13 protein-coding genes are annotated in these 13,571 nt (G+C 72.3%); 5 read left to right on the top strand and 8 right to left on the bottom strand.

Annotated features, from left to right (window positions below; translation table 11 throughout):
• From ACFHWE_RS15270 to ACFHWE_RS15295, 6 genes are all read right to left on the bottom strand, one after another.
• Positions 1–1,312 (bottom strand): hypothetical protein (locus ACFHWE_RS15270; RefSeq protein ID WP_416602303.1); only part of this gene is annotated, 1,312 nt, incomplete at its 3' end.
• 278 nt (positions 1,313–1,590) lie between these two features.
• Positions 1,591–2,079: a YbhB/YbcL family Raf kinase inhibitor-like protein gene (locus tag ACFHWE_RS15275; protein ID WP_416602304.1), complete on the bottom strand. Its 489-nt coding sequence runs from the start codon at positions 2,077–2,079 to the stop codon at positions 1,591–1,593.
• Positions 2,080–2,386: 307 nt separating this feature from the next.
• Positions 2,387–3,220, bottom strand: a complete 834-nt coding sequence (locus ACFHWE_RS15280; RefSeq protein WP_416602305.1) for an ABC transporter permease — start codon at positions 3,218–3,220, stop codon at positions 2,387–2,389.
• Positions 3,217–4,191 (bottom strand): ATP-binding cassette domain-containing protein, encoded by a 975-nt coding sequence (locus ACFHWE_RS15285; protein ID WP_416602306.1) that lies wholly within the window; start codon positions 4,189–4,191, stop codon positions 3,217–3,219. The genes ACFHWE_RS15280 and ACFHWE_RS15285 overlap by 4 nt, the downstream gene beginning before the upstream one ends.
• A 520-nt stretch (positions 4,192–4,711) precedes the next feature.
• Positions 4,712–5,899, bottom strand: a complete 1,188-nt coding sequence (sepH, locus tag ACFHWE_RS15290; RefSeq protein WP_416602307.1) for a septation protein SepH — start codon at positions 5,897–5,899, stop codon at positions 4,712–4,714.
• A 410-nt stretch (positions 5,900–6,309) separates the two neighbouring features.
• On the bottom strand, positions 6,310–7,608 hold the full coding sequence (locus ACFHWE_RS15295) for a D-arabinono-1,4-lactone oxidase (RefSeq protein WP_416602308.1): 1,299 nt from the start codon (positions 7,606–7,608) through the stop codon (positions 6,310–6,312).
• 110 nt (positions 7,609–7,718) lie between these two features.
• Here ACFHWE_RS15295 and ACFHWE_RS15300 point away from each other — a divergent pair, with 110 nt between their 5' ends.
• Together ACFHWE_RS15300 and ACFHWE_RS15305 are read left to right on the top strand one after the other, a co-directional pair.
• Complete coding sequence (locus ACFHWE_RS15300) at positions 7,719–8,750, top strand: ferrochelatase (protein ID WP_416602309.1); 1,032 nt, start codon at positions 7,719–7,721, stop codon at positions 8,748–8,750.
• Positions 8,751–8,816: 66 nt separating this feature from the next.
• Positions 8,817–9,629 (top strand): inositol monophosphatase family protein, encoded by an 813-nt coding sequence (locus ACFHWE_RS15305; RefSeq protein ID WP_416602310.1) that lies wholly within the window; start codon positions 8,817–8,819, stop codon positions 9,627–9,629.
• 111 nt (positions 9,630–9,740) lie between these two features.
• On the opposite strand, the gene ACFHWE_RS15310 is transcribed toward ACFHWE_RS15305, so the two are convergent.
• A complete protein-coding gene (locus tag ACFHWE_RS15310) occupies positions 9,741–9,905 on the bottom strand; it encodes a hypothetical protein (protein ID WP_416602311.1) in 165 nt (54 codons plus the stop codon).
• A gap of 556 nt (positions 9,906–10,461) precedes the next feature.
• Here ACFHWE_RS15310 and ACFHWE_RS15315 point away from each other — a divergent pair.
• The 3 genes from ACFHWE_RS15315 to ACFHWE_RS15325 all read left to right on the top strand — a co-directional run bounded on the left by ACFHWE_RS15315 (position 10,462) and on the right by ACFHWE_RS15325 (position 13,122).
• Complete coding sequence (locus ACFHWE_RS15315) at positions 10,462–11,115, top strand: response regulator transcription factor (RefSeq protein WP_416602312.1); 654 nt, start codon at positions 10,462–10,464, stop codon at positions 11,113–11,115.
• A complete protein-coding gene (locus ACFHWE_RS15320) occupies positions 11,112–12,362 on the top strand; it encodes a sensor histidine kinase (RefSeq protein WP_416602313.1) in 1,251 nt (416 codons plus the stop codon). The genes ACFHWE_RS15315 and ACFHWE_RS15320 overlap by 4 nt, the downstream gene beginning before the upstream one ends.
• A 460-nt stretch (positions 12,363–12,822) precedes the next feature.
• Positions 12,823–13,122 carry a DUF4193 domain-containing protein gene (locus ACFHWE_RS15325; RefSeq protein WP_028649319.1) on the top strand — a complete coding sequence of 100 codons (300 nt, stop codon included), beginning with the start codon at positions 12,823–12,825 and terminating at the stop codon, positions 13,120–13,122.
• 146 nt (positions 13,123–13,268) lie between these two features.
• Here the strand turns inward: ACFHWE_RS15325 and ACFHWE_RS15330 are convergent, their stop codons facing one another.
• Entirely contained in the window at positions 13,269–13,547 is a 279-nt protein-coding gene (locus tag ACFHWE_RS15330; RefSeq protein ID WP_416602314.1) for a DUF4235 domain-containing protein, read from the bottom strand.
• Positions 13,548–13,571: the final 24 nt, after the last annotated feature.

The following is a 13,571-nucleotide window of genomic DNA, read 5'->3' on the forward strand; positions in this document are numbered from 1 at the left end:
CGGTGATGCCGTAGCCGGGCCCCGCCGGGGTGCCGTAGGCGGAGCGTGTGTGGTCGCCGGTGTCGTAGGGCGAGGGCGGTGTGCGGTCCTCGGCGGGGTAGGGGTGGTACTGCTGTGGTCCGGAGGGGGGCCCGCTGGGCGGTGGGCCCGCCTGGCTGCCGCTGCCGAAGGGGTAGGTGGGTGTGCTGGTGCTGTCGGGGATGCCGTGCGGTGTGCCCCAGGGCGGCGTGGTCGGGGCCTGGTCGGTGATGCCGTAGCCGGGCCCCGCCGGGGTGCCGTAGGCGGAGCGTGTGTGGTCGCCGGTCTCGTAGGGGCGTGCCCGTTCCGCGGGGGCGAAGAAGGAGTCGGCGGAGGCGCTGTAGGCGGAGCGTGTGTGGTCGCCGGTGTCGTAGGGCGAGGGCGGTGTGCGGTCCCCCGCGCCGTGGAGCGGCTGCGGGCCCGTGTCGTGTCGGCGGGGAAGGCCGCCCACGGTGTCGTCGACCGGCGTGCTCCGGCGCTGCTGGGAATCCGTACCCAGGCTCGACCAGATCGGTGAACCGGTGTCCGGGCGCTCGGAGGGGGACGGAGTGCGAAAGTCCGGGGAGAGCGGGTCGGACCAGCGTTCCGCGGTGGCTCCGTAACCCGGGTCGTTCTCGAACGCGCGGCCGAGCGGGGCGTCGGCCGCCGCCGGTGCGCCCAGAGGGTCGCTGGGGGCCGCGGGTGCGGGAACGGAACGCGCCCCGCGCCAGGAGTCGCCCCCGAGCGGGTCGTCGTCCCCGGCGGCGTCCACCGGCTCGGGCAGCGGGGGAGCGGGGTCGGCCGGGGGATCCTGGTGCGCGGTGCCCAGGCTGGCCAGCATGGCGAGGTCGTCGGCCCCGTCCGCCACGGGGGCAGCGGCGTCCTCGTCGGCGCGCACGGAGCGGTCCGGTTCGGGGCTGTCGTAGTCGTCCTCGTAGCCGTCGTCGGCGTACTCGTCGTCGTAGTCGTCCTCGAAGGAGTGCGGGGCGGTGTCCCGGCGGTCGTAGCCCTCGTCCCCGCTCAGGCTAGACCAGAAGTCGTTGTCGGACATGCCGTCGTCGTCGCCCCAGTCGACATCGACCTCGCGCCTGCGTTTGAGCTTGGGGCGGCGCTCCGCCTTCTGCCTCACCTCCTGCCGGGGGCGTCCGCGCGATCGGGGGGCCTCATCGTGTTCCGGGCCGCCCCCGTCGGCGGCATCCTCGTGGGCACGGTCGTCCCCGCCCGGGCCCGCACCCAGGAAGCGCATGCCCACCAGGAGGAGCAGAAGCACGGCCACAACGACGACGATGGCGATGATGATGACGGTGACGGTCATGTCGCACTACCTAGGAGAGGTCGGCCACGCCCGGAGCGCACCGGTGGTCGGCCTGGTGGGAACAGGCCGGAGAGCAGCGGTGCCGGGGCTCCGGCGCGGTCCCGGGGGCGGGTACCGAGCAGCGAGCGAACGGGTATCGGTCATCTGAAAACGAGACGAGGGGCACATCCCCACTGTATGCCTTGTCGCGCGCCGTGTGCAGAGGTGGACCGCCCCTTCTTCCGTGAGAGGTGAGGCACCGAGGCGTTGGCCGCCCCGCTGAGCGGCCCGCCCCCGCGTCAGCCGCTGGTGGCGACCAGGGAACCCCTGGCGACGGCCTGCTCGGCGATCGCGTCCAGTGTCCTGCTCAGTTCCGCGCCGTCGGGCAGGTCCAGGGTGTCCTCCAGGGCGTAGACGGTGAACCTGTACTCGTGGATGTCCTCGTCGGTCGGACACGGGGCGCCGTACCGGGCCTCGCCGGCGCTGTTCTCCGCCTGTTTGGCGTCCGCCGGGACGGTGTTCTGGCGCAGTTCGACCAGTTGGGGGTCCAGATCGAAGACGATCCAGAACACCTCGGCCTCCTGGGGGTCGTCCACGACCACCGCGATGGAGCCCACCCCGTCGGGCAGGCCCGACCAGCGCAGCGGGGGGGAGACGGCCCCGTCGGTGTCGCTCTCGGGGTCCCCCTCGCACACGTAGGCCTCCGGGAGCGGCTCGCCTTGCTGCATCAGGGGGCTGGTGACGTTGATGTCGGTGCGCATGTCGCCGTTCTGGCTGGGGGAGAACACACCGCACCCGGTGCTCAGGGCCAGACAGAGCCCTGCGGCCGCCGCTCCCACCCCGCGGACGGGGAACCGACGGGGCGTGTTCCGCGCACCGGTGATCCATGAGGGACTGAGGGCCGACGACAATGGGACTCCTGCTGGGCTTTTGGGCCGAAGAGGCGCAATTCGCTGTGGGCACGGGAGCGCGGCCGGATGGAACCCCGGCGCACGTCCCAGTGCGAACCCTACTGCGACCGGAGGCGAACTCCCCAGCCGTTCCCCGGGAGCGGGCGGCGGGTCGCGGCGATCCGCCGCCCGCTCCCGGGGCCGCTCACACGCGGCGCAGGTAGGACCACACGGCCAGCGGAGCGAAGACCGCGATGAAGACCGCCGTCCACACCAGGGTCCACGCGACGGGGGCGGCGGCCTCCCCCGTGCCCAGCATCAGGGCGCGCATCGCGTCCACGACGTGGCTGACCGGGTTGTGGGAGGCCACCGCCTGCAGCCAGCCCGGCATGTCGTCGGGGTCGACGAACGCCGAACTGCCGAAGGTGAGCGGGAACATCAGGACCATGCCGAAGGCCTGGACCGTCATCGGCGTGCGCGCCAGCATGCCCACGAACGCCGACATCCAGCACAGGGCGAAGGCGAACAGCAGCGCCAGCGCGGCCGCGGCCGCGGTTCCGAACAGTCCGCCCTCCGGCCGGAATCCGATGACCAGGCCCACCAGCAGCACCATGGTGACGGTGATCGTGTAGCGGACCAGGTCGCCCAGGATGGCGCCGGTCAGCGGGGCCGAACGGGCGATGGGCAGGGACCGGAACCGGTCGAAGATGCCCCGCTCCACGTCCTGGCTGAGGGAGAACCCCGTGCCGAGGGTGGCGAAGATGACCGACTGGGCGATGATGCCGGGCATGAGGAAGTCCCGGTAGGCCTGCCAGTCTCCCATCATCGCCTGCCCGAAGACGAACACGAACAGGGTGACGAACATGGCCGGCTGCATGACGAGCCCGACCACCTCGCCGGGGTTGGCCTTGAGTTTGAGGAGGCTGCGCTTGGCCAGGTGCAGGCCGTGTAGCGTTCCCGCCAGCGGTGTGCTCCGCCCCGCGGCGGCGGGGGAGGCCGCAGGGGCCCCGGACGGGGCGGGGGTGGTGACGGCGCTCATGCTCGGCTCCCTTCGCGCACGGCCTCGTCCGTGCCCTGGTCCTCGGCGGTGTGTCCGGTCAGCGCGAGGAACACCTCGTCCAGGCTGGGGCGGCGCAGCGACAGTTCGGCGACGGCCACGCCCTGCTCGTCCAGGCGCCGCACGACCTCGGGCAGCACACCCGTGTCGGTGGCCGGAGCGCTGGCGATCAGCCCGTCGGAGCTCGCGGGCACCCCGGTGGCCGCCTCGATGGCCTTGGCCGCCAACGGCAGGTCCTCCGGATCGGTGGTGCGCACCTCCAGCACCTGCTCACCGGCGCGGTCCTTGAGCTCCTCGGGGGTGCCCGTGCTGATCACGCGCCCGTGGTCGAGCACCATGAGGTCGTCGGCCAGTTGGTCGGCCTCCTCCAGGTACTGGGTGGTGAGCAGGACGGTCACTCCGTCCTGCGCCAGCCCGCGCACCACGTCCCACAGGCCGTTGCGGCTGTGCGGGTCCAAGCCGGTGGTGGGCTCGTCCAGGTACAGCAGCGAGGGGCGTCCGACCAGGCTCGCCGCCAGGTCCAGCCGTCGGCGCATACCGCCCGAGTAGGTCTTGGCGGCGCGCCCGGCGGCGTCGCTGAGTTCGAAGCGCTCCAGGAGCTGTGCGGTGCGCGCCCGCGCCTCGGACCGGCCGTAGCCGAGCAGACGGGCGATGAGCATCATGTTGTCGGTGCCCGACAGTTCGGCGTCGACCGCCGCGTACTGGCCGGTGAGGCCGATGAGCCGACGCACCTCGTGCGGCCGCTTCACGACGTCGAAGCCGCCGACCTCGGCGTGCCCGGCGTCTGGGCGCAGCAGGGTGGCGAGAATGCGCACCGTCGTGGTCTTCCCCGACCCGTTGGGGCCCAGGACGCCCAGCACCGCGCCCTTCCTGGCCCTCAGGTCCACCCCGTCCAGGGCGCGTTTGCCCTTGAACTCCTTGACTAGGCCCTCCGCGCGGATGGCGTCCGTCATGTCTCTCCCGTTGGTCCCCGTTCTGCGTGTTCGTCCACCAGTGTGCCTGGTCGAACCGACAGAACGCTGACATTTTTCCCAACGGTGGCCTCCTGTGTGAGGCCCAACGGCGGCGGCCCCGCTCTCGGTGCGAGGGCGGGGCCGTGCCGGAGGGGAAGGGCTCTAGGAGCTGTTTTCGAACGCGTTGCCGCATCGCAGGGGGTCGGCTCGGGCGCCCACGGGGCTGGCGGAGGTGCCGGAGGCGGGTTCGCGGGGAACGAGTGGCGAGGGGCGTACCGGTCTCTGCGGGAGGAGTCTCCGCCGCGGCGGGGGACGAGCAAGAAGGTAGCGACGACGAAGAGGCCGGTTCTCCGCGCCCGGAGCGCCGTCCGAGCCTGCGAGGGCGCGAAGGCACGCCGCAGGCGCCGAAGGTTCCCGTTCTCCGGGCGCCCGAGCACGAATTCGGAAAAGGGCTGCGCCGTCAGGTGTCCGTTGAGGGTGGTGGCGGGTGACGGGCGGGCGGAGGTTCAAAAAACACGGCCTAGTCGTCCTTCTTGGCACCGAACATGATCTCGTCCCAGGACGGGACGGAGGCCCGCCGCCCCCGGCCCTTGCGCTTGGGCGCGGTGCGCTCGGCGGCGCCACCGGGGGCGGCGGCGGGGCGGGGCGGCTCGGGCACCTCGCGGTGGCCCATGCCGGTGTCGCCGAGGTCGATACCGACCCGGCGGCGGCGCGCGGGGCGGGCCGGTGCCGGCGGCTCGGCGGGCGGGGGAGCGGTCTCGGGTCCGGGGCGCCGCGGTGCCGCGGCGGGGGCGGTGTCCTCGGGCGGCCTGCGCGCCGCTCCCTCACTCTCCGGGGCCGTGGTCGCGGCGGGTTCGGAGTGCTCCGCCTCCCGGGGCGCGCGGGGCCGGGACGGGGGCCGCTCCTCGGGCACGGGGGGGACGGCGGGGGCGGGGTCGGAGCGCCTGGCGCTCAGCGGCCGCAGCGGCTCGTCCAGGGGCGTGGCCGGGGGCGGGTTCCGGGGAGCGGCGGGGCCGACCGGCCGTTCGGGGCCCGTCGGGTAGTCCGCGTACGGCCGCTCGACCGGTGCCTCGGGCCGACGCGGGGGGAGAGGGGTCACCGTGGCCTCGGGGAGGGTCACCGGCGGCGGTGGGGAGGCGGGCGCGGAGAACCGGGCCGCCTCCTCGTCGGAGGGGGTGACGCTGTTGTGCCTGGGCTCGTAGAGCCAGTGGGCGACGCGCTCCTCGCCGCTGTGGACGAAGGCGAGTCTGACCTGCCAGGTCCGGTCCTCACGCTTCCAGGAGTCCCACGAGGCGTCGCCGCTCTCCAGTTGGTGGCCGCCGATCCGCTTGGCTACCAGTTCCTCCAGGGTCGCCCCGGGGACGGCGTCGCCCTGTGCGCGGACGGTGGCGTTCTGGGCCTGCTGGGCGATGTACTCGCGCTCCTGGAGGACGGGGCCCTCGAACCAGCGCACCCGTTCGATGGGGATCCCGGAGATCTCGGAGATGCCCTCGGCGGTCTCGCCGGACCGGATACGGGCCTGGATTTCCTTGGGACGCAACGGATTCTCCACTTCGATCTCGTACTGGCCGAGCCGGGAGAACTGGCCGCGTACGGCGGCGCGAAGGCGGTCGTCGACGGGCAGCATGAAACGGGTTCCACGGCCCGTGCTGGCGAGCACCAGGTAGGTGCTGTCCTCACTCACGGCCACGAGGCGAAGCTCGTGCATCGCCCTCCCTTTCGCGTCCCGACGAAGGCCGGGACCCTGCGGCCAACCCTCGCGTTCTCCAAGTCTGGTCGGCCGACAACCGCTCGGCCAGTACCGCGCCCGGCATGTCCGAACTGTGTGCCCGCCTCCCGGCCGCGGGCTCTACCGCGGCCGAAAGCCGCGCCCCGGGGTGCGGGCCCGGGGCCCACGGTCGTCTCCAGTGCCAATCTTGGCATGTGGACACTACGGCGACCGGGAGCGGTAGCGGTGCAATAGCGTCGCTTCCGCGTGTGGGCTCCGCCGCGATGGTATCCCGCGGAGCCCGAATTACCCCAGGGTCGGGCAAGCGATGGATTCGCGACGTTCCACCACGGATGAGGGGTGGTCACCCTGCACCGGCCCCCGGTCGCCGCCGGAGGGCCGGTCCGCCGTCAGCCCAGAACGCGGTCCAGGTAGGCGTTGCCGAACCGGCGGCCCGGATCCACGCGCTCGCGCACCTCCAGGGCCTCCCCCAGACGCGGGTACACCCCCTCCAGGTAGGCTCGGTCGCGCGTGTGGAGCTTGCCCCAGTGCGGACGACCGCCCACGGAGGCGAACACCGCCTCCAGGTCGGCGAAGTAGGCCTCGTAGGGCATGCCCTGGTACATGTGCACGGCCACGTAGGCGGTGTCCCTGCCGTAGGCGGTGGACAGCCACACGTCGTCGGCCGGCGCGAAACGCACCTCCACGGGAAAGCTCACCCGGTGCCCGCCGCGGTCCACGATCGACCGTGCCTCGCGCAGCACGTCCGCCAGGTGCTCGGCCGGGATCGCGTACTCCATCTCCACGAAGCGCACGTCGCGCACCGAGGTGAACACCGCGTGGGATACGTCGGTGTAGGTGCGGGATGACAGGGCGCGCGAACTCACCTGGTTCACCGCCGGTACCAGGGAGGGCAGGCGGCGGCACAGCCGGTTCGTGTACTCGAAGACCCTGTTGGACAGGAAGTCGTCGTCCAGCCAGGCCCGGAAGGCGGACAGCGGGCGGGCCGGCCCGTCGCTGATGTTGTTGCGCTTGGTGTTGGTGTTTCCGGTGTGCGGGAACCAGTAGAACTCGAAGTGCGCGTTGTCCGCACGCAGTTGCGGCAGTCGCTCCAGGACCTCCTCCAGCGGCATCGGCTCCTCGCGCGCGTGCAGCAGGAACGCCGGGCGCACCGCCATGGTCAGGGCGGTGACGACCCCGAACGCGCCCATCCCCACCCGCGCCGACTGGAAGAGCTCGGGCTCCCGCTCGGCCGAGCACTCCACCACCGACCCGTCGGCCAGGACCAGCTCCATCCCCACCACCTGGCCCGCCAGGCCGCCCGAGTCGCGCCCGGTCCCGTGCGTGCCGGTCTGCACCGCGCCGGCAACCGTCTGCACGGCGATGTCGCCCATGTTCGCCAGCGCCAGTCCCCGCTCGGCCAGGCGGTCGTTGAGGTCGCACAGGGGCAGCCCCGCCTCGACCGTGACGGTTCCCGCGCCGGGATCGACCGATCGCAGGGCGGTGAGAGCGGAGGGGGAGAGCATGAGCCCGTCGGTCACGGCGACGTCGGTGAAGGAGTGCCCCGACCCCACCATCCGCACGCGCATGCCCTCCTCGGCCGCGGCGCGCACGGACGCGGCCACCTCCGCCGTTCCGGTCGGGGCCGCCGTCCTCCGGGGGCGGGCCCGGTGGGTGTCCGCCCATGTACGCCACAACACGCCTGTCATGGCAGGCGACACTACCCACCGCCCGCCCGCGGGGCCAGAGGGGCGGTGAGCGCGTGCTGCCGGACCGGGGCTGCGCGAAAAGCCCTCGGAGAACTGGTTTCATGAACCCCATGAGGCCCTACGATGCTTTTCTGCTGATCTCCTTCGGTGGCCCCGAGGGCGAGGACGAGGTCATCCCGTTCCTGGAGAACGTCACCCGCGGACGCAACATCCCCCGCGAGCGGCTGGCGGAGGTCGGTGAGCACTACTTCCTGTTCCAGGGCGTGAGCCCGATCAACCAGCAGTGCCGCGACCTGGTCGCCGCCGTCACCGCCGACTTCGCCACCTCCGGCGTGGACCTGCCCGTGTACTGGGGGAACCGCTTCTGGCGGCCGATGCTCGCCGACACCCTCGCCCGGATGCGCGACGACGGGGTGCGCAGGGTGCTGGCGCTGCCCACCTCCGCCTACTGCAACTGGTCCAGCAGGACGGCCTACCGCGAGGACGTCGACCGGGCGCGCGCCGCCCTGGGCGGGGACGCACCCGAGGTGGAGCTGATCCGCCCCTTCTACGACCACCCGGGGTTCGTCGAGCCCCTCGTCGAGCACACCCGCGCCGCCTTGGACGCACTGCCCGAGGACCGGCGCGGAGGCGCCCGGCTGCTCTTCTCCGCGCACTCCGTCCCCACCGCCATGGCCAGGGCAAGCGGCGGGCCCTGCCAGGGGTTCGGCCCGTCGGGGGCCTACGGGGCGCAGCTCGCCGAGGTGGCGCGGCTGGTGGCCGAGCGCCTCGGCGGCGAGTACCCGTACGAGGTCGTCTACCAGAGCCGCAGCGGGCCGCCCAGCCAGCCCTGGCTGGAGCCCGACGTCAACGACCGCATCGAGGAGCTGGCCGGGGAGGGCGTGCCCGCCGTCGTCGTCGTTCCCCACGGGTTCGTCTCCGACCACATGGAGGTCAAGTTCGACCTGGACGTGGAGGCCCGCGAGACCGCCGGCAAGCTCGGCCTCGGATACGAGCGCGCTCTCAGCCCCGGCACACACCCCCGCTTCGTCTCGATGGTGACGGAACTGGTGCGCGAGTACACCGACGGGGCGGAGCCGGTGCGCCTGGGCGGCCTTCCCGCATGCGCCGAGGGCGCCGGGAACTGCTGCGGCCAGAGCTGATCACGTGACCGGGCGGAGGACGATAGCCTCTTCGCTCCCCATCACCTTCGACGGGAGACCGAACAGTTGAACAACACCCACCACACGCCCGATCCCGAGTCCCTGCGCGACCTCGCCGTGAGCGTGGCCGCGGAGGCGGGTGAGCTCGCGGCCGAGGGGCAGGCGGGCATCACCGTCCTGGACACCAAGTCCAGCCCCACCGACGTCGTCACCAAGATGGACAGAGCCGCTGAGGAGCTCATCCGCACCCGCCTGCTCCAGGAGCGGCCCGACGACGCGATCCTCGGCGAGGAGGGCGGCGGTGTCCCCGGCACCAGCGGGGTCCGATGGATCGTCGATCCGATCGACGGCACGGTCAACTACCTGTACGGCCTGCCGGACTGGGCGGTGGCGATCGCGGCGGAGGTCGGCGGGCGGGTCGTGGCCGCGGCGGTGGCCGTCCCGGTCCGGGGCGAGATGTTCGAGGCGGTGCTGGGCGGAGGCTCCTACCGCAACCGCGAGCCGCTGCGGGCCCCGGCCGCCGTGCCCTTGGAGCGCGCCCTGGTCGCCACCGGTTTCGGGTACTCCGCGCAGCGCCGGGAGCACCAGGCCAGGGTGCTGCTCGACGTGCTGCCACGGGTCCGCGACATCCGCAGGGACGGGTCGGCCGCCGTGGACCTCACCGGCCTGGCCGTGGGGCGCTACAACGCCTACTACGAACGCGGGCTGAACCTCTGGGACTGGGCCGCGCCGGGGCTGGTCGCCACCGAGGCGGGGATCCGGGTCGGGGGCCCGCACGGCGGCCCGCCCTCCACCGATCTGGTGATCGCGGCCCGGCCGGAGCTGTACGAGGACCTCGACGCGCTGCTGGCGCCCCTGGCCGCCGACACCGACGGCTGAGGACCGACCGCGAGCGGGGAGGGGCGGGCTGTCGCCCTTCCCCTCCCCGCGGGCTGCGACCGTCCCCGTCCCCTGTGGGGGATCAGAGCGGTCCCGGCTCGACCGCCGTTTCTAGCAGCGGGTATCGATGCCGTTGCGGGCGGCGATGCGGTGCAGGTCCTCAAGTTCCGAGGCGTGCGTCTCGGCGAGGAATTCGTCCCCGGCGGCCTGAGCCGAGCGGAGCGACCGGTGGGTCTCGTTGATCCGGCCCTTGATCTCTGCGAGGAACTCGCCCATGACACCTCTTTCTAGGGGTAGGGGCCGGTGTGTACGGGCACACCGGCGTGAAGACGTCAGCGCGCGGAGGTCGCGCCCGTGCGGGGCGCCCGCGTGTCACGGTCCGGATCTCACCGGTGTGCGTGCACGCCCGATGAGTCCTACCGCATCGGAGTCGCGGTCAAACATGGGTCCGGGTCCCGTCTTTCGGCGGGGGTGGCGGGTGGTGTCCTAGGTCATATCCGCTTGGCGTCCCCTGTGCTTACTTGTTTCTTATCCTTGATGTGTCACATTTGAGATGTGCGGGGTTGGGTCGCCGCCGACGGTTGGGGGATTCGTCGGCGGCGACTCCCCGCGCGTCGTCGCTGGCGACACTCCCGGTCCAGCGCCCGTGCTCCGCACGGGGTGGGGCGGCCGCAAGGCCGCGGCGGGTTTACCGCCCCCTTACCCTGTGTGTGGGAGAACGGATGACGCGGCCGGGACACAAGAACGCCGCTGCCGGTGTGTTGGGGGATGCGCCGGCAGCGGCCCTTTTTCTCAGTACGGTTTCCAGGTACTCCAGGTCGAGAAGGACAACGTGCGCGTACTCGTGGTCGAAGACGAACGGGTTCTTGCCGACACCGTCGCGGTCGGGCTCCGGCGTGAGTCGATGGCGGTCGACGTGGCCTACGACGGCGACACCGCCCTGGAGCAGGTGTCGGTCAACGACTACGACGTGATCATCCTCGACCGCGACCTGCCCGGCGTGCACGGCGACGACGTCGCGCGCACCCTGGTCGGGGACGGCCACCCCGGACGCATCCTCATGCTCACCGCCTCCGACGCCGTCGAGGACAAGGTGGAGGGCCTGACCCTGGGCGCCGACGACTACCTGGCCAAACCCTTCGCCTTCGCAGAACTCGTCGCCCGCGTGCACGCCCTGGGCCGCCGCGCGGTCCCGCCGCTGCCCCCGGTACTGGAGCGCCACGGCATCACTCTGGACCCGGCCAACCACCGGGTGCACCGTGACGGCCGCGAGCTGTCGCTCACCCCCAAGGAGTTCGCCGTCCTCCAGGTCCTCATGCGCGCCCAGGGGACGGTGGTCAGCGCCGAGGGCCTCCTGGAGAAGGCCTGGGACGAGAACGCCGACCCCTTCACCAACGTGGTGCGGGTCACCGTCATGACGCTGCGCAAGAAACTGGGGGAGCCCCCGGTCGTCCAGACCGTGCCCGGCGCGGGGTACCGGCTGTGAGGCCGGACGGTGTCCCCGAGCCGGGGCACGTGGAGCCCACCCGGCCCGGTGACACGAGCACGTGGCGCAGCCTCGCCGCCGTCGCCCCCTCGGGGGAGGGGGCGCAGCCCTCGGCCGCGGCCGCGCACATGCGCCGCTTCAGCGACAACCTCAGCATCCGGGCGCGGCTCACCCTCATCTACGGGATGCTGTTCTTCGCGGCCGGCTCCGTGCTGGTCCTGGTCAACTATCTGATCGTCGCGGTGCTGCTCAACGCCCTCCTGGCGGAGGAGAGCGCCTCGGAACTGGTGGTGCACGGCTACCTCATCGAGGAGGTCCTCACCCAGGTCACCCGGTTCTCCCTGCTCGCCCTGTTCCTGGTGGGCCTGCTCGCGGTGGCCCTGGGCTACGCGGTGGCCGGCCGCGCCCTGTCCCCGCTCCAGAAGATCACCCGCATCGCCCGGCGGCTCTCCGAGCGCTCCCTGCACGAGAGGATCGCCCTCTCCGGTCCCGACGACGAGATCCGCGAACTCGCCGACACCTTCGACGGCATGCTGGAGCGGCTCGACCGCGCCTTCGACGGGCAGCGCCGCTTCGTGGCCAACGCCTCACACGAGCTGCGCACGCCACTGGCGATCAACCGGACGCTCCTGGAGGTGGCGCTCAGCGCTCCCGAGGTGTCCGCCGACCTCAAGAGCGTCGGCCAGACCCTTCTGGAGACCAACGCGCGCCACGAACGCCTGATCGACGGGCTGCTGATCCTGGCACGCAGCGATCGCGAACTGGAGGCGCGCACCGCGGTCGACCTCGGCGAGGTCGCCGAGACGGTCCTCAGCCAGTCGTCGGGGGAGTCGGCCGAATCCGGTCTGCGCGTGCGCCGGGACCTGCGCCCGGCCGTGGTGGAGGGCGACCCCGTCCTGTTGGAGCGGCTCGTGGCCAACCTGGTGGAGAACGCCCTGAAGTACAACGTCGACGGTGGAGAGGTGACCGTCCGCAGCGGTATGTACGAGGGCCGCCCCGCCGTCCAGGTGGAGAACTCCGGCAAGGTGATCCCCGCCTACGAGATCGAGGGCCTCTTCGAACCGTTCCGCCGGGGTTCGGGCGATCGCGTGGGTTCGGGGCGCAGCGCGGGCCTGGGGCTGTCCATCGTCCGCTCCGTGGTGCGCGCGCACGAGGGCGTGGTGACCGCCTGGCCGCGCGCCGGGGGCGGCCTCGTCGTCACGGTCTGCCTGCCCGTTCCGCCGGGGCAGGGCGCCGAACGCCGCTGACGCGTCCCCTGAGCTGCGCGCGTCGGCGCTTCGTGGTATCTATACGTGTCCGAAGACACGCCCACCCCTGTCACGGGCGCTGACTCCGGGTGGGTATGCTTCCCCGGGCGTGGACACGGAGGGAAACCCTCATGACGTGGGCATGTCTTGTTTCTTGCCGACGTAGGGGGAGTGTTCCGCGTCCGCCCGTGATGGGCGGAAAAGCAGGGTCACCAGGTCTACGAGGTGCCCGGAGCCGGGCGGCAGGCGGGGACATCGGCGTGAGGAGCGGCTGTCGGCGTGTGGCCGATTCCGGTCACGATCCCGTGAAGGCGTCGCCGACCTGCGGATCGTGGCCCGGGAGGGGACACGGTCCGCAGAAACCGGGGAAACTCATCGGCCGGATCGGGCACAACCGAGGTCTCTCAAGCGTTACACCCGCGCGACGAGGCACTGAACGAGGGGGATGGAGTTAGCAGAGATGGCCACCGACTACGACAGCCCGCGCAAGACGGACGAGGAAATCAACGAGGACAGCCTGCAGGAGCTACAGGCGCGGCGCGGCGCTGACAAGGGCACCGGCACGATCGACGTCGACCCCGACGAGGCCGCCGAGGGCATGGAACTGCCCGGCGCGGACCTGTCCGGTGAGGAGCTGGCGGTGCGCGTGCTCCCGCGCCAGTCCGACGAGTTCACCTGCGGGCGCTGTTTCCTGGTGCACCACCGTAGCCAGCTCGCCGAACAGCGCGACAACCAGCTCATCTGCAAGGAGTGCACCTGACCGGACGGGGCGGGGGCACCGCTCCCGTCCGGTGAGCCCCGGTGGGCAGGGCCCGTTCCCCGCCACCGCCAGGGGCAGTCGCCCGCGTGAGCGGGCACCGTCGACGGAGCCTGGCGGCGCTGTGCCCTCCGGGCCCGCCCCCCGTGTCAGACCCCGGGTTCGCCTCCGGCGGGCCTGCTCATCCCCTTGCGCGCGGCGCGCACGGCCAGGACCCGTGCCACCTCCACGCCGACACCGGCCACCACGGCCCAGCCCAGGGCGTGGCCGAGGCCGACCTCGGGGGACTCCAGATCCGTGGGAGGCTCCTCGCCGGTGGCGCGGGTCCAGGCGAAGGTCAGGGCTTTGCGCGTCACGTACTCCGCGGCGAATCCCGCCACGAATCCGAGAAGCGCCGGGGCGATGTCACCGCCGTCCTTCTTGGCCATGATGAATCGTTCACCGTTTCCGTT

The sequence above is a fragment of the Nocardiopsis sp. LOL_012 genome (assembly GCF_048060475.1).
Taxonomy (GTDB): Bacteria; Actinomycetota; Actinomycetes; order Streptosporangiales; family Streptosporangiaceae; genus Nocardiopsis.